22 protein-coding genes and 1 pseudogene are annotated in these 19891 nt (G+C 53.3%); 4 read left to right on the top strand and 19 right to left on the bottom strand.

Features of this window, described 5'->3' with window-relative positions; genetic code table 11:
* Positions 1–392: 392 nt before the first annotated feature.
* Complete coding sequence (locus tag CV945_RS13900; protein ID WP_033010728.1) at positions 393–581, bottom strand: H-type small acid-soluble spore protein; 189 nt, start codon at positions 579–581, stop codon at positions 393–395.
* Positions 582–694: 113 nt separating this feature from the next.
* On the opposite strand from CV945_RS13900, the gene CV945_RS13895 reads away from it, so the two are divergent.
* Positions 695–1690: a potassium channel family protein gene (locus tag CV945_RS13895; RefSeq protein WP_033010727.1), complete on the top strand. Its 996-nt coding sequence runs from the start codon at positions 695–697 to the stop codon at positions 1688–1690.
* On the opposite strand, the gene CV945_RS13890 is transcribed toward CV945_RS13895, so the two are convergent.
* From CV945_RS13890 to CV945_RS13880, 3 genes are all read right to left on the bottom strand, one after another.
* Positions 1687–2091 (bottom strand): YugN-like family protein, encoded by a 405-nt coding sequence (locus tag CV945_RS13890; RefSeq protein WP_033010726.1) that lies wholly within the window; start codon positions 2089–2091, stop codon positions 1687–1689. The genes CV945_RS13895 and CV945_RS13890 overlap by 4 nt on opposite strands.
* Before the next feature lie 245 nt (positions 2092–2336).
* Positions 2337–3686, bottom strand: a complete 1350-nt coding sequence (locus CV945_RS13885) for a glucose-6-phosphate isomerase (protein ID WP_044742697.1) — start codon at positions 3684–3686, stop codon at positions 2337–2339.
* A 511-nt stretch (positions 3687–4197) separates the two neighbouring features.
* Positions 4198–5361, bottom strand: a complete 1164-nt coding sequence (locus CV945_RS13880; RefSeq protein WP_100659987.1) for an iron-containing alcohol dehydrogenase — start codon at positions 5359–5361, stop codon at positions 4198–4200.
* 155 nt (positions 5362–5516) lie between these two features.
* Between CV945_RS13880 and CV945_RS13875 the strand changes: the two genes are divergently transcribed.
* Positions 5517–5750, top strand: coding sequence for a DUF378 domain-containing protein (locus CV945_RS13875; protein WP_033010722.1), 234 nt, complete (start codon positions 5517–5519; stop codon positions 5748–5750).
* A 62-nt stretch (positions 5751–5812) separates the two neighbouring features.
* Here CV945_RS13875 and yugI read toward each other — a convergent pair whose 3' ends face one another.
* The 4 genes from yugI to CV945_RS13855 all read right to left on the bottom strand — a co-directional run bounded on the left by yugI (position 5813) and on the right by CV945_RS13855 (position 8504).
* The gene (gene yugI, locus CV945_RS13870) at positions 5813–6172 is read right to left on the bottom strand and encodes a S1 domain-containing post-transcriptional regulator GSP13 (RefSeq protein ID WP_033010720.1); all 360 of its coding nucleotides are present in this window, start codon (positions 6170–6172) and stop codon (positions 5813–5815) included.
* Between the two features lie 348 nt (positions 6173–6520).
* Entirely contained in the window at positions 6521–7693 is a 1173-nt protein-coding gene (locus tag CV945_RS13865; protein WP_033010718.1) for an aminotransferase, read from the bottom strand.
* On the bottom strand, positions 7690–8190 hold the full coding sequence (locus CV945_RS13860) for an Lrp/AsnC family transcriptional regulator (RefSeq protein ID WP_033010737.1): 501 nt from the start codon (positions 8188–8190) through the stop codon (positions 7690–7692). Before CV945_RS13860 ends, CV945_RS13865 begins: the two co-directional genes overlap by 4 nt.
* 50 nt (positions 8191–8240) lie before the next feature.
* Complete coding sequence (locus CV945_RS13855) at positions 8241–8504, bottom strand: DUF1871 family protein (RefSeq protein ID WP_033010717.1); 264 nt, start codon at positions 8502–8504, stop codon at positions 8241–8243.
* Positions 8505–8587: 83 nt separating this feature from the next.
* Here CV945_RS13855 and CV945_RS13850 point away from each other — a divergent pair, with 83 nt between their 5' ends.
* Positions 8588–9802 (top strand): MalY/PatB family protein, encoded by a 1215-nt coding sequence (locus CV945_RS13850; protein WP_080729610.1) that lies wholly within the window; start codon positions 8588–8590, stop codon positions 9800–9802.
* Between the two features lie 245 nt (positions 9803–10047).
* On the opposite strand, the gene CV945_RS13845 is transcribed toward CV945_RS13850, so the two are convergent.
* The 10 genes from CV945_RS13845 to CV945_RS13800 all read right to left on the bottom strand — a co-directional run bounded on the left by CV945_RS13845 (position 10048) and on the right by CV945_RS13800 (position 17420).
* Complete coding sequence (locus CV945_RS13845) at positions 10048–10548, bottom strand: superoxide dismutase family protein (RefSeq protein ID WP_171698329.1); 501 nt, start codon at positions 10546–10548, stop codon at positions 10048–10050.
* Positions 10549–10628: 80 nt separating this feature from the next.
* The gene (locus CV945_RS13840) at positions 10629–10844 is read right to left on the bottom strand and encodes a hypothetical protein (RefSeq protein ID WP_033010715.1); all 216 of its coding nucleotides are present in this window, start codon (positions 10842–10844) and stop codon (positions 10629–10631) included.
* Between the two features lie 69 nt (positions 10845–10913).
* Positions 10914–11534: a 3'-5' exonuclease KapD gene (kapD, locus tag CV945_RS13835; RefSeq protein WP_033016292.1), complete on the bottom strand. Its 621-nt coding sequence runs from the start codon at positions 11532–11534 to the stop codon at positions 10914–10916.
* 166 nt (positions 11535–11700) lie between these two features.
* Positions 11701–12036, bottom strand: a complete 336-nt coding sequence (mnhG, locus tag CV945_RS13830) for a monovalent cation/H(+) antiporter subunit G (protein WP_049624271.1) — start codon at positions 12034–12036, stop codon at positions 11701–11703.
* A 10-nt stretch (positions 12037–12046) separates the two neighbouring features.
* Complete coding sequence (locus CV945_RS13825; protein WP_193444154.1) at positions 12047–12325, bottom strand: Na(+)/H(+) antiporter subunit F1; 279 nt, start codon at positions 12323–12325, stop codon at positions 12047–12049.
* Positions 12325–12801 carry a Na+/H+ antiporter subunit E gene (locus CV945_RS13820; protein ID WP_033010710.1) on the bottom strand — a complete coding sequence of 159 codons (477 nt, stop codon included), beginning with the start codon at positions 12799–12801 and terminating at the stop codon, positions 12325–12327. The genes CV945_RS13825 and CV945_RS13820 overlap by 1 nt, the downstream gene beginning before the upstream one ends.
* Positions 12802–12807: 6 nt before the next feature.
* On the bottom strand, positions 12808–14280 hold the full coding sequence (locus CV945_RS13815; protein WP_100659986.1) for a Na+/H+ antiporter subunit D: 1473 nt from the start codon (positions 14278–14280) through the stop codon (positions 12808–12810).
* Entirely contained in the window at positions 14273–14614 is a 342-nt protein-coding gene (locus tag CV945_RS13810; protein ID WP_033010707.1) for a Na(+)/H(+) antiporter subunit C, read from the bottom strand. The genes CV945_RS13815 and CV945_RS13810 overlap by 8 nt, the downstream gene beginning before the upstream one ends.
* Positions 14615–15031 (bottom strand): Na(+)/H(+) antiporter subunit B, encoded by a 417-nt coding sequence (locus tag CV945_RS13805; RefSeq protein WP_100659985.1) that lies wholly within the window; start codon positions 15029–15031, stop codon positions 14615–14617.
* Entirely contained in the window at positions 15024–17420 is a 2397-nt protein-coding gene (locus CV945_RS13800; protein WP_100659984.1) for a Na+/H+ antiporter subunit A, read from the bottom strand. Before CV945_RS13800 ends, CV945_RS13805 begins: the two co-directional genes overlap by 8 nt.
* Before the next feature lie 1199 nt (positions 17421–18619).
* On the opposite strand from CV945_RS13800, the pseudogene CV945_RS13795 reads away from it, so the two are divergent.
* A pseudogene (locus CV945_RS13795) lies at positions 18620–19264 on the top strand (transposase); the annotation flags it as partial.
* Between the two features lie 203 nt (positions 19265–19467).
* Here CV945_RS13795 and CV945_RS17615 read toward each other — a convergent pair.
* Positions 19468–19891 (bottom strand): ExeA family protein (locus CV945_RS17615; protein WP_369806440.1); only part of this gene is annotated, 424 nt, incomplete at its 5' end.

Genomic DNA, 19891 nt, shown 5'->3' with positions numbered 1-19891 from the left:
TTATTCTATCATACATAAAAGAAAGGGGGAACGCGCATTCCTCTTCCACTACTCCCTTTGGTCGTTGAAGTGGGAGTCTCCTGCGCGAAATAGGAGGAACACTGAATGGTTATTATTGTCTAATTTCATTGATACAACAGCCTTTCATTTTTCTAAAACTGATTATATCATAACACACAAAAAAGAGACAATTTTAGGCTATACCTAACCGAAATTCATCTCCCACTTTCACTTCGTTTAGAAGTGGGAGACTTCTTTCGGAAAGATGTTAAAAAACACCGGGGCAACCGCCGAACAGCGGGGCCAATAAAATAAGGTTACAGACATTTCGTCCGTAACCTTGCCGTTTCCAGCGAATTGGTTCGTCATCGGTTTCACGCCCGTCCTGCGGGTCATTCGCGCTCCTCGGTCAGCTCGGCGACCGGCACGTCCCGGCGCTCATTGAGCCGGCCGTCGCGCAAATGGACGGTCGCCATTTGCCGTTCTTCGTCATACGCGTCGATCCAGACCGATACCCCGTTGTAATAGACCGGAATATCAGCGGGCGACGAAACGATTTGTTTGACGCGGTTCATCTCCATCGCCGCTTTTCCCCCTTTCCGTCGTGCTCCGTTTCCTAGTATGCGAGGGAATAGGAATGATTATGCAAAAATGGTCCACACTAAAGGGAGAAAAATCCGAGAGAGGGAATGCGATGAAAACGAGGGATGTGTTGTTCGCATACTGGCGCTGGCCGGCCATCATCCGTTTGTTTGCCGCTGCGAGCGCCACGATTGTGCTGTTTGGCGCGCTCATGCGCCTCATTGAACCGGAGACGTTCCGCACCGTGTTTGACGGCATTTGGTGGGCGATTGTGACCGCGGCCACGATCGGCTACGGCGACATCGTGCCCAAAACAGTCGCTGGAAAGATGGCGGCCATCGTGCTCATCGCACTGGGCACCGGCATTCTCACCGCCTATTTCGCTTCCGTCTCCGCGGCGGCCGCCGCCCAAGAAACGGCGCGCACAAGCGGGCGCTTTAAGTATCGGGATCAGGATCACGCCATCGTGGTCGGCTGGAACGAACGGGCGCGGGAAGTGCTGCTTCGCCTCGCCCGGCGCGAGCCGTCGCTCCGTTTTGTGCTGATCGACGCAACCGTGCCGTCCCACCCGCTCCCTGATGTTCCCGTTCATTTCATTAAAGGGTCGGCCGGCGATGATGCGGTGTTGGAGAAGGCGAACATTCAAAAAGCGCGGTTTTTGCTCATTACTGCGAATCCGCACAAAGCCGAGGCAGAAGCGGACAAAGACGCGATCGTGACGCTGCTGGCAGCCAAAAGCCTCAACCCGTCGGTGTACGCCATCGTCGAAATCTTAACGGCGCGCAACGTCGCAAACGCCTTCCGCGCCGGCGCCGACGAGGTGATTGAGACGAACTTGCTGGCGAGTTTCGCCATGGCCGCCAGCCTCCGCTCCCCGGGCGTCGCCGGCGCGCTTACGGCGATGCTCAGCCGCTCGGGCACGCAGACGCTCTCCTTGCTTGAGCCGGATGCCGAATGCATCGGACAGACGTTTCATGACGTGCAGCAACGGCTGCTTGGGCGCCACATCACCGCGCTTGCCGTCGTCTGCGCCGACAACCGGACCGTTTCCGTTTCGCCGTATCGCCTCATTGAAGAAGGAGACCGACTGTTCGCGATCGTTCCTTAATCGAGCAGGCGGCGCTCCAACTCTTGAACGAGCGCTTTACCGACGGAAATATACCGCTCGGGAACGGTCGCATCCGGGTCTTGCGGTTCGGCAAACTGGTTGAACGCCGCCCCCACATTGCCCACATCGGCGAAATCATCAATTCCTTGTTGATATTTATGCGCAAGCAAAAACGGCCGCCCAAGCTCCACCGTCGTGCCATGCGAATCAAGCTGCCCGTCGACTGCCCGAAACGGCACGCGCAAAAACTGGTAACCTAAGTCGTCGGCGATTTTGTAGTCAAAATACCCGTGATCGTAATCCCAGCCGCCGCCGATCACATAACCGAGTGGTTTTAATTGCTCTTCCAAATGGTACAGCTGAAATTGCTTCCCTTCCAAACGCGACGGAAGTTCAATCATAGACAACCCCTCCTTCTTTTTTATCGTTTCCCGTTTGACGGGGATTATTTGCCCGCGGCGACTTCAGACGCCTGGTGAAAAACGGCAGGGGGCGATATAGCCGCGCCCGGGCGCTAAGCAGCCAAACGGCTGGTTCACAACGGGGGCAGGCTAAAAAAACGCCTCTTCCCTCGCAAAAGGGAAGAGGCGCTTTTTCCGCCGTTTGGGACGCGTCGCAGCATGGCGGACAGCGGTGAACCGCGTTGTCATTTCAGCCGTTTTTCCAGCTCTTCTTTCAGCTGCTCATACCCCGGCTTGCCCAAGAGGGCGAACATGTTCTTTTTGTATGCTTCCACTCCCGGTTGGTCAAATGGATTCACCCCGAGCAAGTAGCCGCTCATAGCGCACGCTTTCTCAAAGAAGTAGACGAGATAGCCAAACGTGTACTCATCCAGTTTCGGCAAGGTGATGACCAAGTTCGGCACCCCGCCGTCCGTATGGGCGAGCAGCGTCCCTTCGAACGCTTTCGTGTTGACGAAATCGACCGTTTTTCCCGCCAAATAGTTGAGTCCGTCAAGGTCGTTGTCTTCCGCTTCGATGACCAATTCATGGCGCGGTTCTTCTAGCTTCAGCACCGTTTCAAACAAATCGCGGCGCCCTTCTTGAATGTATTGGCCGAGCGAATGCAAGTCGGTCGAAAAGTCGGCCGACGCCGGGTAAATCCCTTTTTGGTCTTTCCCTTCGCTTTCGCCAAACAATTGCTTCCACCATTCGGCGAAGTAGTGCAGCGCCGGTTCGTAGTTCACAAGCAGTTCGATCGTTTTCCCTTTGTTGTACAAAATGTTGCGGATGGCGGCGTATTGGTAGGCGGCGTTGTCCTCAAGCTCCGAGGAACTGAAATCGCTGCGCGCTTTCGCCGCGCCTTCCATCATCGCGTCGATGTCCGCGCCGCTGGCAGCAATCGGCAATAGCCCGACCGCGGTCAACACCGAATAGCGGCCGCCAATGTCATCCGGAATGACAAACGTTTCATACCCTTCCTCGTTGGCGAGCGTTCTTAACGCGCCGCGCTTGCTGTCCGTCGTCGCATAAATGCGGCGGCGCGCTTCCTCTTTGCCGTATTTATCCTCGAGCAGTTTGCGGAAAATACGGAACGCGATCGCCGGCTCGGTCGTCGTCCCCGATTTGGAAATGACGTTGATCGAGAAGTCTTTTCCTTCCAAGAAATCGATGACGTCTTTCATGTACGTCGAGCTGATGTTGTTGCCGACAAAAATGATTTGCGGCGTTTTCCGCTTCTCTTTCGGCAAGGCGTTGTAAAACGAATGATGCAGCATCTCAATCGCCGCGCGCGCGCCAAGATACGAGCCGCCGATGCCGATCACAAGAAGGACATCGGAGTCTGATTGAATCTTTTTCGCCGCCTCCTTGATGCGGGCGAATTCGTCTTTGTCATAGTCGACCGGCCAGTCAAGCCAGCCTAAAAAGTCGCTCCCGGTTCCGGTTTTTTCGTGAAGCGAATGATGCGCGACTTTCACCGCATCGCGCAAGTATGTAAGCTCATGTTCACCAAAAAAGGCGAGCGCTTTCGAATAATCGAACCGAATATGGGTCATCCATTCCGCCTCCCTTTCATGTTCATTGCCTTCTTTCACTTTAGCGGAATAAACAAGGGAAATCAAGCAGCCCACCTTTTTTGGAAACGGATTCATTTTTCGCCATGTTCGCCGCGCCGATTTCCTTGCGTGACACCTGGAGGGATGGTGATGCAACGAAAAAGACAGCTTATCCCAACCATTTTTCAATTAGAGAAACCTTGTGAAGTTCGTCTTCTTTCCTGATGAAACGCCGCCGATTTGGGAACAAAACTCGTTTTTCACCAGCCTTCTAGGGGCTCAGGCTGCTCGCCTCAAGAAACGTAATCAACGTTGTGCTTTTTCCTCATTCGAGAACCATGGATTCGGGCGAGGCGGCTGTTTTTCGCGCCCTCCTCCCTTTCCGCCGTCCTGCGGGATTGGGAGCGCGCCCAGGCAAACCAAGAAAATAGGAAAAGCGCCAGCTCAGGCAGATTCCGTCGCCGAGCCGGCGCCATCATCGATTGATTCGCGAAACCGCCGCATCGCCTCATTACAGGGAAGCGCGCAAAATGGCGAGCACATCATCGCGGTTCAATGTTTTGAAACGGCCGAACTCGCCAAACGCCATCGCTTTATCGGCCATCAGCTCCAAGTTTTCCTCGCCGATGCCATAGTCCGCAAGCCGCGACGGCGCCCCAAGGCTTGACCAAAACGCCCGCAGCCGCTCGATGCCTTCAAGCGCCACATCGCGCTCCGCTTTTCCGGCCGGATCAACTCCGAAGACGTGCACCGCAAGCTGGGCGAAGCGGCTGACGTTTTCATCCAAAACATGCTTCATCCAGTTCGGAAACAAAATCGCCAATCCCCCGCCGTGCGGAATGTCATACACCGCGGAAACGGCGTGCTCAATGTTGTGCGTCGCCCAGTCGCCGCGCACGCCCATTTGCAGGAATCCGTTTAAGGCGATCGTGCCCGAGTACATGATCGTTTCGCGCAGCTCGTAGTTTTCCAGGTCATTGACCAGCTTCGGCGCCGCCTCAATGACCGTGTTGAGCACCGCTTCGCACATCCGGTCCTGAAGCGGCGTGTTCGGCGTGTGGTGGAAATATTGCTCAAACACGTGCGACATCATATCGACGATCCCGTACACCGTATGTTCTTTCGGGACCGTTATCGTATAGGTCGGGTCCAAAATCGAAAACTGCGGAAACGTCACCGGGCTGCCCCAGCCGTATTTTTCTTTCGTCTCCCAGTTCGTAATGACCGAACCAGCATTCATCTCCGACCCTGTCGCTGCCAGCGTCAAAATCACGCCAAACGGCAACGCGTCGGTGACGACCGCTTTTTTTGTGATGAATTCCCACGGATCGCCATCGAATTTCGCCCCGGCGGCGATCGCCTTCGTGCAGTCAATCACGCTGCCGCCGCCGACAGCGAGCAAAAACTCAACCCCTTCCTTCCGGCAAAGATCAACCCCTTTCCGGACGGTCGAGACGCGGGGATTCGGTTCGACGCCCGGCAGCTCAACAACGTCGGCGCCAATGCCGGCCAAGATGGCCATCACTTCATCATACAATCCGTTTCGTTTGATGCTGCCGCCGCCGTAGACAAGCAGCACCTTTTTGCCGTAGCGCGGCACTTCCTGCCTCAGCTGTTCAATTTGCCCCTTCCCGAAAATGAGTTTCGTCGGGTTGCGGAATGTAAATGGTTTCATCTCGTTTCCCTCCTTTGGCTTCTATGGCTTCTATTATGGCGGCCGCGGCCATCGTTGTAAAGCCGATTGCTTTCCAAAGCAGCCGTGCATATTTTCAACCGCTATGATTCATTCTATAAGTGAATGAAAGATCTTGCCCAAAGGAGGTGGACACGATGGGAGCGTGGCAGCGGATCGCCTTGTTATTGACGATCATTGGCGCGATAAACTGGGGACTAATCGGGTTTTTTCAATTTGATTTGGTTGCCGCCATTTTCGGCGGCCAGGACGCCGTTTGGTCGCGCATCATTTACAGCCTTGTCGGCATCGCCGGCTTGATCAACCTGGCGTTGTTGTTCAAACCGGCCGAAGAGCTCGAGCGCACTGAACCGAAACCGACCCGCACCTGAACGGGGCGGGACACCGCAGTTTGCGGGCGAAACCGGACACTCACCGCTTGGCGGTGAGTGTTTTATTGTTTTGGCAAATCTTCCTTCTTCGACTGCTCGATCCATTCACGCAGCTTTTCTTTTAGCGGGCGGAATCCCGGCTCAAGCGGCATTTTGATGCGCGCCTGGCGCTTCTCCGCGCCTGGTTCAAGCGCCTTCAAGGACAAGCTCGCCCGCTTCATCTTCCAGTCGACATCAAGCACTTTGACGGTCACGTCATCGCCGACATTGACATAATCGCGCACATCTTTGACAAATCGGTGCGAAATCTCGGAAATATGGATGAGCCCCTGCATGCCGCCCTCAAGCTGGACGAACGCGCCGTACGGCTGAATACCTGTCACCTTCCCTTTCACAATGGCTCCTCGTTTGATCGTTGGCAAGCAAAACACTCCTATTGGTGAATTTCATCGTTTCTGTATTATAACATAAGGGGAAGGCAAAACCCAAAAATGAGGGGATAGGCCCAAGCGATTGTTTTTCTTGCACGAATGTGCTTGCTCCGTGGCGCGCGGCTCGCCGCCAACTGCCGACCCGATGGATTTTTTCCTAAACCGGCCGCCCCCCGGTCGTGTCCTTGCCGCTCTTTCGCGCGTATAGGCGTCAAGAAAAAGCCGGCGCAAACAGCGGTTCCGAACCAAGCCGCCATTACCGCTCCGTATGGATGAGGGCGTGTGCATGCGAAAACGGAAAAAGGCGCCCCACTTCCGCGTGGGCGCCTTGGCCGCCGGCTACAAACGCGCCAAAAACCGTTTTATTCGTTTGACGGCTTCCTGCAGCTGTTCAAGCGACGACGCGTACGAACAGCGAACATGTCCTTCTCCGCTTTGGCCAAAGACGCTGCCGGGGACGACCGCCACTTTTTCTTCGATGAGCAGCCGCTCGGCGAACTGCTCTGACGTCATGCCGGTATGCCGAATGGATGGAAACGCGTAAAACGCGCCACCTGGCATATGGCATGGCAAGCCGATTTCATTGAGCGACGACACGAAATAATTGCGCCGCCGCCGGTAGCTGCTGCGCATCTCGGCGACATCGCGCTCCCCGCTGCGAAGCGCCTCAAGCGCCCCGTATTGCGCCATCGTCGGCGCGCACATGATCGCATACTGATGGATTTTCAACATCGCCTGCAAAATGTCTTCCGGCGCCGCAGCAAATCCGAGCCGCCAGCCGGTCATCGCGAACCCTTTCGAAAACCCGGAAATCAAAATCGTCCGCTCGCGCATGCCGCTGACGGCGGCCATGCTCATATAGCCGTCGTCATACGTCAGTTCGGCGTAAATTTCGTCGGCGATGACAAGCAAATCGTGCTCTTTCGCTAGGCGGGCGAGCGCTTCAAGTTCAGCCGGACGGAGAACCGTGCCGGTCGGGTTGTTCGGCGAGCAAATGATGATCGCTTTCGTCCGCGCGGTGAGCGCCTGCTCCAGCTGCGCCACATGGAGTTGAAACCCGTCGGCGCCCGTTGTCTGCACCGCCACCGGCGTCCCGCCGGCAAGCACGACAAGCGGCTCATACGCCACGAAGCTTGGCTCGACGACGATCACTTCATCACCCGGGTCGAGAATCGCCCTCAGCGCCAAATCGATCGCCTGGCTCGCCCCGACCGTCACCAAAATTTCCGTCTCCGGCCGGTAGTCGACGTGAAACTTGCGGCGCAAATAGGCGGCGATCTCTTGGCGGAGCTCCAAAAGCCCGGCGTTTGGGGTATAGGACGTATAGCCTTGCTCAAGCGACAAAATGCTCGCTTCGCGGACGCTCCAGGACGTGACAAAATCCGGTTCGCCGACGCCGAGCGAAATGACACCCTCCATGCCGGAAGCGAGATCGAAAAAGCGGCGGATGCCGGACGGCTTCAAGGCGGCGACCGTCTTCGACACGTATGTGTTTCTCATTTGCGGCTTCATGGCGACACCACGATGCGGCGATCTTGATCTCCTTGACCAAAGACGATGCCGTCATGTTTGTATTTTTTCAAAATGAAATGGGTCGTCGTTGAAATGACAGAATCGAGCGTCGACAGCTTTTCCGATACAAACTGGGCAATTTCTGACATCGACCGCCCTTCAATGACGACCGACAAGTCGTAGGCGCCGGACATCAAATAGACGGATGTCACTTCCGGAAAGCGGTAAATGCGCTCCGCCACCTCGTCAAAGCCGACGCCGCGCTTCGGGGTCACTTTCACATCGATCATCGCCGTCACCCCTTCATGACCGTCCACCTTCCGCCAGTCGACGAGCGCGGTATATTGGACGATCACTTTCGCCTCTTCCAGCTTTTTGACGAGTGCCTCCGTTTCCGCAACTGGCAGGCCGACCATTTTCGCCAACATATCAAGCGGCGTACGCGCATCTTTTTCCAATATTTTGACAATTTCTAGTTCTTTTTCACTCAGTTTCACTTTGTCTTCCTCCCTTTCATCCATTTCCGCAAACCGGCCGCCGGATGCCGTCACGGGAGCGAACAAGATGCGGCGTGTTTCAGTTTGAGAAGCCGGCGGGCGAGTTTTTGACAGTCGCGGACAGGAATCGTTTTGTCAAACGCGAATTCATATATGGACTGAATACGGGCGGCCAGCGTGCGGGGATCATCCGTATCGTACACCGCCTGAAGCACGTCGACCGCTTCCACCTCGTAGGCGCCGTTTCCGAGGCCGAACGGGTCCCAGGCGCCGACGGTCTCAAGAAGCAGCCGGTTCAACTGCTGTCCGTCCATGCTGTCCATCCACCTTTCTTGCTGCTATGATATAACCAATTATAAGCCATCGATTCGAAAAAAAGAAGGGAGAAGATGCAACAATGTTTCCGTTCGATGAGGGAAAAAGCCATGCCCAAAACGGGGAAGGCACGGCCGCGTCCCTGTTCGACCGCGTGATTGACCGCCGGGGCACGCTGTCCGTGAAATGGGATGATACAAAGCGCGTATTCGGGCATGAAGACGTCTGGCCGATGTGGGTCGCCGATATGGATTTTCCGGCGCCGCCCGAAGTGCAGGAAGCGCTGCGGCGGCGGGTTGAACACGGCGTGTTTGGCTACACCGTCATTCCCGATTCACTCAAAGAAGCGGTGTGCCAATGGCTTGAACGCCGTCATGACTGGACGATCGATCCGTCTTGGCTCGTGTTTGCCCCTGGCGTTGTGCCGGCGGTCGCCGCTGCCATTGAGGCGTTTTCGGAGCCGGGGGATGGCGTCGTCGTGTTCTCGCCCGTCTATCGGCCGCTGTTTGATCTCGTCCGCCGCCATGGACGCACGCTCATATTCAGCCCGCTCCGGCTGGCGGAAGAGAACTACGTCATCGACTGGAACGACTTGGAATCCAAACTGCCCGGGGCAAAGCTGCTCATCCTTTGCCATCCGCACAATCCCGGAGGCAAATCGTGGACGGCCGCCGAGCTCGAGCGGCTCGGGGAGCTGTGCCTCAAACACGGCGTCTTCGTCTTATCGGACGAAATTCACGCCGATTTGACGCTTCCGCCGCACCAGCATGTGCCGTTCGCCGCGCTTCGTCCCGAGTTTGCGGCGCAAAGCGCCACATTCCGCGCGCCGACGAAAACGTTCAACCTGGCCGGCTTGCAGGCGGCCGAAGCGGTCATTCCCGACGATTCGCGGCGCCGGGCGTTCCGCCGCATCCAGCAGCGTCACGGCTTTTTTACGTTGAATGCGTTCGCCGTTGTCGGGGCGGAGGCCGCGTACCGATGCGGCGGGCCGTGGCTCGACGCCTTGCTTGCCTACTTGCAGGAAAACATCGAGGTGGCCGCCGCCTATTTGGCCGACCGTCTGCCGGCGCTTCACCTCATCCGGCCGCAGGCAACGTATCTCATCTGGATCGACTGCCGCGGCCTCGGCCTTTCCGAGGCGGAGCTGAAACGGCGGCTGTTGGAAAGTGGAAAACTGGCTGTTGAATTCGGCAGCAAATTCGGTCCCGAAGGCGCCGGCTTCATCCGCTTAAACGCCGCCTGCCCACGCCCGACGCTCGAAGAAGGGCTGCGGCGGCTGGGGGCGGCGCTAGGCTAGCTTTGCGCCAAAGAAGTGCGGCCAAGCGAATGGCGAAACGGAAACGAAACAGCACCAAATCCGTTGCGGGATTCCTCTATCCATGTCAATCAAAAAGGAAAAGGAAGCCAAACGATCGTTCCTTCCCGTTCTCTGTTCTGCCAACCATGTGCCGCAGAGGCCGTGCAACCGTCGCTTTCGCGCATTTGCCATGCGAAGAGCTGTCCCGGCAACGTGAAACAGGGGCCCGCACGCGAGCCCCTGTTTCATGACGACTTGATTTCCCCGCAGGCGATCCGCCCGCCGGCGTCGCCGGCCGGCTGGGTCATGCCGTCGTCTTTCTTGGCGTGAATGACGATCGATGTTCCGTCTTTCGTCAAGAGCGTCCCTTTTTCCCCTTCCCGGAGCGTCACATTCGGCGCCGTCAGCTCGACGTTGACCGTGCCGTCCTCCTTCACAATGATGTTCGGCAAATCGCCGGCGTGCGCCCCTTCCGGATGGAGAAGGCCGTGCTTTTTCCCGTCCGGGTTGTAATGCCCGCCCGCCGACTGAAAATCAGGCGGCTGGCAACTTCCTTTTTCATGAATATGAATGGCGTGCTCCCCCGGCGGGAGCCCTTCCAAATCGAGCTTCAACCGCACTCCTTCGGCTTGCTCCGTCAATTCCACCGTACCGATCCGATCGCCGTCCGCATTGATCATCTCCACCGTCCGGCTCGTTCCTTCATCTTGCCCGCAGCCGGACAACACGAGCAGCACGGCGGACATGATCGCATATGATCCACGCAACACAAACTCCCCCCAGCTTCACATCCGTTATCCGCCATTATTGCCGGGGAAGCGCCGGTTTATACATGCGGCGGCTGTTTTTGTCTGTCCTGTTTGCCGAGCAGCTGTTCTTCCAGCTGCTTCGCCTCCTTCTCCTGACGCCGGGAAATGACGACGATGAGCCGCATGGTAAACACCGCCATCAAGAAAAAGACGGCAAAGGAAATCGCCGCCGGAATGTATTCACGCTTGTCTTCCGGAAAGTACAAAAACAAGTTCAACACCCATGGCCACATCGCAAACAACCTTTCTGCCGTAAAATCATCTATATTATAGCATAAAAAAGCCGCTGCCAACGCAGCCGGCTATAACGCAAACTTTTTCCTCAGCTGGGTGAAATCGATCCGCTCGCCGAGCGTCGGCGGCTTCGTCTTCGCCAAATACTTTTTGTCGTTTTCGATGAGCCGGAAGATCGTGTAGGCGGTAAACGCATCATCGAGCGCGCAATGGGCTTTTCCAACTGCTTCGTTTCCATACTCTTGCACCGCTTTGCGCAAGGCGGTTTGGTTTTTGTTGCCGAAAAACCGTTTATACTCCAAAGCCAAATCGCGGTGTTCGCCGGTGAATGGAAATGCGACTTGCGCCGACTGACAGTTTTCCCGGAGCACTTTCATGTCCATGCCGCCCCATGTAATGACGGTCGTCGGGCGCTCTCGGTCATACCGCCGGAGCAAGGAAACGAGATCAAAAAAGCTCATGCCGCCATCAATTTGCGCTTGGGTGATGTTGAGGAACGATTTGCACCGGTCGGTGAGTTGCGGAAAACGGAGCGGTTTCACATAGGAGGAAAATTGGCTCACGATTTGCTCCTCAACAACCGCAACAAGGCCGACTTCGATAATTTCCGGGCAAAACCCGCTCGGATTCGTTTTCGTCTCCGGCATCGTAAATTCGAAATCGAGAAACAAATATTGCGGGTCATCCATCGCCGCTTCCCCCCTTTCTTCCATACAGCCGTAATGGGTCTTACTATTATTATATCACGTAGAAGCCATTGTTTATTTCTTTTTTCAGAAAAGGGCGAAAAAGAGGCGGATGCCGTGAAAGCGGAGTGGTCTGGAGAAACCGAAAGGACATCCCGCTATTTCTTCTCTACTTTGCGCTTTTCGTTATACGTTCTCTCCGTTCGGCTAAATCATCGCGAACCGTCCCTTCCCACGGGCGAACGCCGGAGTAGTACGCCGCACGGCTGATCAAATGAGCTGACACCGGAGATGTTAAAAACAGAAAGACAATAGCCAACAACAAACGGGAATTGAAATGATCGTGCTTCAACCAAAAGTAAAATAACGTCCCCATTAAGATAAAAATCATCCCTAGAGTAGTGCTTTTGCTAATGGCATGGCTTCTCGTATAGACGTCAGGGAGGCGGAGGGCGCCGATGGCCGAAATCAACGTTAACAGCGCGCCAACCATGACGAGCAACATGATCACCCCATCAATGATTTCCGTCACGTTCAATCACAACCCCCTTTTGCAAAAACTTAGCAAACGCCGCCGTGCCAAGAAACGCCAAAATTCCAATCAGCAAAATAATTTCTAAAAACACGCTCGTCTCCAATATGATGGACAGCACCGCCACAATGCCTGCCAGACAAATCCCAATCGCATCAAGCGCAATGACCCGGTCCGCCACAGTCGGGCCCTTGACAACCCGATACAGAAAGCAGATGACAGCAAGCGACAACAACGCCAGCGCGACATTGAACACCACCATCACCGACTCACCTCCAAAATCGTTTTTTCAAATGATGTCTTGATTTGTCGGATGACTTCATCCACATCCGGAGCATCAATCGTATGAATATAAATCTCTTTCTTGTCATCAGAGACGTCGATCACAAACGTCCCGGGCGTCAACGTAATCAAGCTCGACAACAGCGTAATTTCCCAGTCTTTTTTCACTTCGAGCGGAAGGGCGAAGATGCAAGGCTTCATGTTCAGCGACGGGGAAAGAACAATCTTCAAAACAGCCCAGTTGGCCAACAACAACTCTTTGATGAAAATGAGCGCCAGCTTTCCAATCACAAACAACGGGACGACATAAAACGTTGTCGAAAAATATCTTCGCAGCACAAAAAGGATGCCGAAACCAAGAAGATATCCAATGACAAACGATGATCCGCTAAACGAATCAGCAAGAAACATCCAAACGAATGCCAATATCACGTTGAGCAGCAATTGTTGCGCCATTTGCCTCTACTCCTTCAGCACGGACTCAATATACATTGACGGATCCGCCAACGTCGCCGCCGCCTGGGCGATATATGGACGAACAAACTCGGCCCCGACGCCGTATAAAACGGCCAAGGAAAGAAGCGCGACAATCGGCACATACAGCGGGGCGACTCGTTTTTGCTCATACCCGCGCGCTTCTCCCCAACAAGATTGAATAAAAATTTTCATCACCGAATAAAGCACAAGCAAGCTGGATAATAACACAACCAGCGCAAACAGAAGCTGTCCTTTTTCAAACGCCGCCCGAATAATGAGCGCTTTTCCGATAAACCCGCTGAACGGAGGAATGCCGCTTAGCGCAAGAGCGGAAAGGAATACAGCCCAGCCAAGCAGCGGATACGAACCGAGCAGTCCGCTAAACCGCCCGAGTTGATTCGTTCCCGCAACATACGCAATCGCCCCGACAATGAAAAAGAGCGCCGTTTTCATGACCATGTCTTGCAGCAAGTAAAAGATCGTGCCTTCCATACTTTCTTCTGTCATTAAAGAAATGCCAAACGCCATCACACCGATGGCCGCCACAATGTTATAAATGGCGATTTGCCGCATATCGCGGTAAGCCACGGCGCCAATGACGCCAAATACAACGGTCGCGATCGCCAACCACGCTAAAATCGTATGCGTATAGCCGACATCTTGACGGAAAATGAGCGAGAAAGTGCGCAAGATCGAATACACACCGACTTTTGTCAACAAGCCGCCAAACAACGCAAGCACAGCTGACGGCGGAGCGGAATAAGCCCCCGGCATCCAAACATAAAACGGAAACAACGCCCCCTTTAACCCAAAGACAATGAGAAAAAGCAAGCAAATGACCGTCAATACAGCAGTGTTGTCTGCTTGAGAAATCCGTACGGCTAAGTGCGCCATATTCAATGTGCCGGTCACGGCGTACAAATAGCCGACGGCGATGACAAACAACGCTGATGAAAACACATTGATCACCATATATTTCATCGTTTCCTGAAGCTGGATTTTCGTGCCGCCATGAACGAGAAGCGCATACGATGACATAAGCATCACTTCATAAAACACGAATAAATTAAAAATATCCCCTGTGGTAAACGCCCCGTTCACTCCGACAATGAGAAACTGAAAAAAAACATAGTAGTACATAGACGCCTGTTTCGAATCAATCGTGAAAAATGAATACAGCAGGCAAGCGAGCGCGATCATGCTCGTTGTCAACACCAGGAGCGCTGAAAGCATGTCAGAGACGAGCGTAATCCCAAACGGTGCCGGCCAGTTTCCAACGTCCAGCTTCTGCATCCCTTCATGGTCGACAAGGCGCACAAGCCAAGCGCCCGCAGCGATGAGCACCCCTGCTGACACGAGGGAAATCATTTTTTGCGCTTTCAATGATTTCACGCAAAACATCAAGATGACCGCTGTCGTCAATGGAATCGCAATCGGAAAAATTACTGCATTAGTCATGGTCTTCCTTTCCCCTCATCCGTTCAATATTGTCCGTCCCGATCTCCTGATAAGAACGATACGCCAAAACGAGCAAAAACGCCGTGACACCAAAGCTAATGACAATCGCCGTCAAAATCAGCGCCTGCGGAACAGGATCGACATAGTGTTCCGCCTGCACGTCAAGCAGCGGCGGCGCTCCTTTTTTCAATCCTCCCATCGTCAATAACAGCAAGTGCGCTCCATGGCTTAACAATCCCGTGCCGATAATGATCCGAAGCAAACTTTTGCTTAACATTAAGTACGTAGCGCCGGCAAACAAACAGCCGATGACAATAATCATGACGACTTCCATTTATTCATCCTCTCCTATCGTTTCGATAATCGTCATGGTCACCCCGACAACGACCAAATAGACTCCTAAGTCAAACAAGACGGCCGTATGGAGCGAAACATCCCCAAGCAGCGGCAGCATGACATGGCCATGGGCGTGCGTTAAAAACGGGACATCGAATACTAAGCCGCCAAGACCTGTTCCTAAGGCAAACAGCAGCCCGACACCAATGAGCGTGCGATACGAAACCGGGATCATCGACCGGACGGTTTTGATGTCAAACGCCAGCAGCAGCAAAATGATGGCGCCGGCGGTAACGAGACCGGCAATGAATCCGCCGCCCGGGTAATAGTGGCCGGCGAAAAAAAGCTGAATCCCAAATAAAATGATCATAAACGTGACAACGGCCGTTACCGTCCGCAAAATGAGCTCATTCATATTTGCCGCTCTCCCCTTTCGGAGCTTTCAGCTTCACTAAAGCGTAAATGCCGAGTGCCGCGATCGCCAGCACACAAATTTCAAAAAGTGTATCAAATCCGCGGAAGTCAACCAAGATGACGTTGACAATATTTTTTCCAGCCGCTTTTTCATACGCGTTTTCAATATGGTATTGAGCGATCGATGCAAAGTTTTTCTCACTGTACGCCAACAAGGCGATCACGCTGACCAACGCGCCGACGCCAAGCGAAATAAGAGCGTTCCCAAGCCGGAATCGAACGCCTTTCTCATGGCGGCTGAGCTTCGGCAAATGATAGAAGCAAAGCAAAAACAGCGAAACAGAAATCGTTTCAATGACAAGCTGGGTCAATGCCAAGTCAGGCGCCCGGAACAACACAAAGAAAAGGGAAACCGTATAGCCGACCGAACCTAACGCGATAATCGCAACAAGACGTGATTTGGCCGCCACAGTCGTCGCTGTTCCGATCAAGGCGACCAACGCCAATATCAGTTCATGGATGCCCACTTCCGCTAAATGGCTTAGCGAGAGCCTTCCATCTACTTTCAAAACAATCGTTGCGACAAGCAGCGCGATCATTACGGACAAAATATACAAGAAATACGTCCGAACATACCCGGTCATGTAACGGCTTGTCAGCGAATACGACTGCTCTTCCATCTGCCGCACGACCGTGTCATATAAGTGATTCAGTGAAAGCCGCTGCGAAAACGCGCCGTACACGCGCCTCCATGAATCAAACGTCCGATATAGCAACACGCCAAGGACAATCACTCCGATCGTCATCCACACTTCGGCCGTCCATCCGTGCCAATGACTAATGTGCACGGAAAGCCCTTCCCGACGGAACAAGCCGTTAACAACAGCATCCACCGCCGGAGCAATCACCGTGTTGGACAACACATTCGGAAACAGTCCAAAACCGATGACAAGGACGGCCAGCACCACCGGCGCCACAAGCATCCCCACCGGGGCTTCATGCGGCCGTTTCGGCCATTCCGAAGGCCTCGGAGCGCCAAGAAACGTTTTCCCAACAAAAAGAAGGCTGTACAAAAAGGTGAACACGCTCCCCACCCAAGCGAGCACCGGAAACAAGATCCCCCAGACATCAAGCGAAAACAAATGGGCGTTCGCCACCTGCACCATGGCCGCAAAAAACATTTCTTTGCTTAAAAATCCGTTAAACGGAGGCACACCTGCCATCGACAATGAACCGATGACCGCAACGGTAAACGTGACGGGCATAACGCTGAGCAGCCCGCCAAGACGCCGGATATCCCGCGTCCCGGTCTCATGATCGACAATGCCGGCAGCCATAAACAAGCTTCCTTTAAACGTCGCATGGTTGATTAAGTGAAACACTGCTGCCACCACGGCCGCCATATATAAACGACGATCGCCCGGATCGCCATGAAAAGCCAGCGCTCCAGCGCCAAGTAGCGACATAATCAACCCGAGCTGGCTCACCGTCGAATAGGCGAGCAATCCTTTCAAATCTGTTTGGCGAGCGGCATGAAACGATGCCCAACAAAGCGTCGCCATTCCAATGCCCATCACCAACCAAACCCATAGCGAAGAAACAGCAAAAATCGGAGTGAAGCGAGCCACTAAATAAATGCCGGCTTTCACCATGGTGGCCGAATGCAAATACGCGCTGACCGGCGTCGGCGCTTCCATCGCGTCCGGAAGCCAAATGTAAAACGGAAACTGCGCGGATTTGGTAAACGCGCCAAGCAAAATCAAGAGCATCGCCGGAAAAAATAACGGATGTTGCGGCCACGCATCCGCCATAGCCATCCAATCGCGAATGCTGTACGACCCTCCACTCATGACCGAAAGCAATAAAAATCCTCCAAGCAAAGACAACCCGCCAAGCACGGTGATGAGCATCGATTTTTGCGCCCCATACCGCGAGCGTTCACGCTCATTCCAGTAGCCAATCAATAAAAAGGATGAAAACGATGTCAATTCCCAAAATAGATAGAGCGCCATTGCGTTGTCCGAAAGAACGACGCCAAGCATCGCTCCCATAAACAAAAGCAAATACACGTAAAAGTGGCCGAGTTTTTCCTTTTCCTTTGGCAAATAGTAAGTCGAATACAGCACGACAAGAGAACCGATCCCTGTGATTAGCAACGAAAAGAGTAGCCCTAACCCATCCATATAGACTTGAAAATCCATTCCTAGAGACGGAATCCAAGGGATCGTTTGTCCGTAGGGGGTAAGAGGGAGATGTTGAATAAAATATAAAAACAATAAGACCGGTAGTGGGAGCACAAACCATCCGGTATGAATCGAACGCACATATTTATACAAAAACGGAACGAATAAAGCATAAATCAGTGGTGAGACAATTGCCAAGTTTAACATGAACCATCCTCCTTCCCTATTGTTTCCCCTCACATCGCCCCGCTTATCCTACTTCGTATTGTATCATAAACTCCCGCCTCTGTCGGCACAACGGTCTGCTGAAAATCAAGCCAGACTTTCGCCGCCTATCTGTATACGAAAAATTCCTAAAAAAGTTTCCCCTTACGCTGCCAATCGCCAATCGCATCGTTTCGATCGAGCAGGTTCCCTGCTTTGACGGCTGCCAACATCCGTTCACAACGGCCGCGCCCGATGCGATAGCGCCGCTTCCAGACGATGCACGGCGCTGGAAGCGGTGTTGTCGTTTGCGCCTTGCTGGGCCAGAAGCTCCTTTCACACCAAAACGGTTCTCGCCGCCGACCTTCGTGAACCAAAAAAAGACAGCGATCGTCTCATCGCCGTCTGGCGCCTAAACAAACTTGCCGGGCACCAACGCCCGGCGTCCCCTTTCGTTCACATTGCGCATCCGATTACGTGCGTCGATAGATGATATCCCCGACAATGATCGTAATCAAAGAAATCAACATCGTCAGCTTGACCGCCTTGTAGTCTAAAAAGCGCAGCACTTGTTCTTCAAAGTGGACAGTATAAACTTTATTCTCTTGATCATAAAGATTCTCCTTGGTGTTCCGTCGGCCGAATCCGCCACATCCATCTATTCGCCTTCGGTTAAAAGGGGATTTTCTTGAGCCACCGTGTACGTAAAATTTGATTTACTGATTTTTCCTTATAAGTACAAAGAATGCATGTTCTGAAATAGTCAAGTACAACTTTCGGTGAATTCTGAAATAATGTGCTAATTTACAATTTTGTGTACAATTCATCTGAAGTCCTCCTTGGCATGATGGTAGGTATTGTTTGACACCCCTGCATCATACCAAGAGGACTTTTTTTGATCAAGTCCCCGGAAAAGCTCCTAACAGGAATGCTCGTTTCAGGAATGATCCATTTCCATGACCGCTTTTCTCTTTCCTTCCACCATCCTCAACTCACGTACTCTCGCCCCTCTCTTCCCAAAAGATACGAGAAGAAACCGAAGCCTTCTGCGGCCCCCTTAAAGCCCAAAGAAACTTGATGACTGTAGATGAGCAAATTCACTAACATAAATTGACAACCAAACAAAAAAGGAGACATGAACCGGACTCCTTGGGTAAAATAGATGTGCACAAAACCCATTCACACAAGGAGGTTCATGTCTCATGAATAGATTAGCACATCACCAAGGAATCCACAAGTTTTTCTTCACTTTGGGGTTGACGCTGCAGCTTTCCAAACCGGTCATCAAGCATCTCATTCATATCGTCGATGCCTTGACCACCAAGGGATTCTCGGGAACATTGACYGATATTCATYACTGGAGCTTTCATCCGAATCATCGAACGACGCTCAGTCACTTTTTCACGAAAAGCCCTTGGRAYGAGGAAAGGCTGCTTGGGAAGCTTCAAGAGTGGATCCTCCGCCGAATCGAGCGCCTGGTCGAGCGAAAGAATCAGCCTCTCTTTGTCTCGATTGATGATACGATTTGCCAAAAAACGAAGCCTTCGTCACGGGCAACGCACGCCATTCAAGGGTGTGGTTGGCATTTCTCTCACAAAGATCATCAATCGGTCTGGGGGCATTCGCTCGTTTGGCTGATGGTGCACACCTTCACGCAGGCGTTTCCGTTCGCGTTCCGCCTGTATGACAAGAAGGCGGGAAGGAGCAAAATCGACCTGGCGATCGAGATGCTTTCCTCACTCAAGGTGGAACCGGATCGGCCGGTGTATGTGCTCATGGATTCGTGGTATCCGTCCCAAACGCTCATCGAAGCCTGTCTGAAAAAGGGATTCCATGTCATCGCTGTAAATTAGCACATTATTTCAGAATCCCTTTTTCAAATTATTTCAGGCGGATTCGGAAATAATGTGCAAAATTTTTGCGAATTATTGCGGATTTTGCACATTCTTTCGGAACATTTGCACGCTCTTTCAGATGAAGATTTCCAGCGCGCCTGATGGACCGATGAAAAAGAGGAAGCACAAAAGAGGCCGATTTGGCCCCTTTCGTGCTAATACCCCATTTCCTCTGCAGCCATGCGCACCACTTCTTCGTCAATGACGTCCTTTTTCAGCTGATGCCCGTACAGCAGGCACGTCGTGGCCAACGTGTTGATGACACGGGGCCAACCACGTGATTGCAGGGCAATCGCCTCTAACGCCGATGGGGTGAAGATCGGATGCTTCGCCCCGGCCTGTTTCATCCGATGCTCGATGCAGCCCGCCACCTCTTCCTTCTCCAGCGGCCCCATCCGGCATCGCATGATGATCCGCTGGTCGAGAGGGCGGTGCTGATTGAGCCGCAGCTTCCCCTGTAAATGGGGCAACCCGGCCAAAATCAAGACAAATGGGTTGGTCGAATCCATCTCAAAGTTGAACAAGATGGCGATGTCCTGTAAAAATGCATCCTTTGCTAAATGCATCTCGTCCAAAATG

This window comes from Geobacillus sp. Manikaran-105 (genome assembly GCF_002809955.1).
Classification (GTDB): Bacteria; Bacillota; Bacilli; order Bacillales; family Anoxybacillaceae; genus Geobacillus; species Geobacillus thermophilus.
Note: the sequence above shows the minus strand (reverse complement) of the source record. Positions and strands in the feature narration are given on the sequence as shown.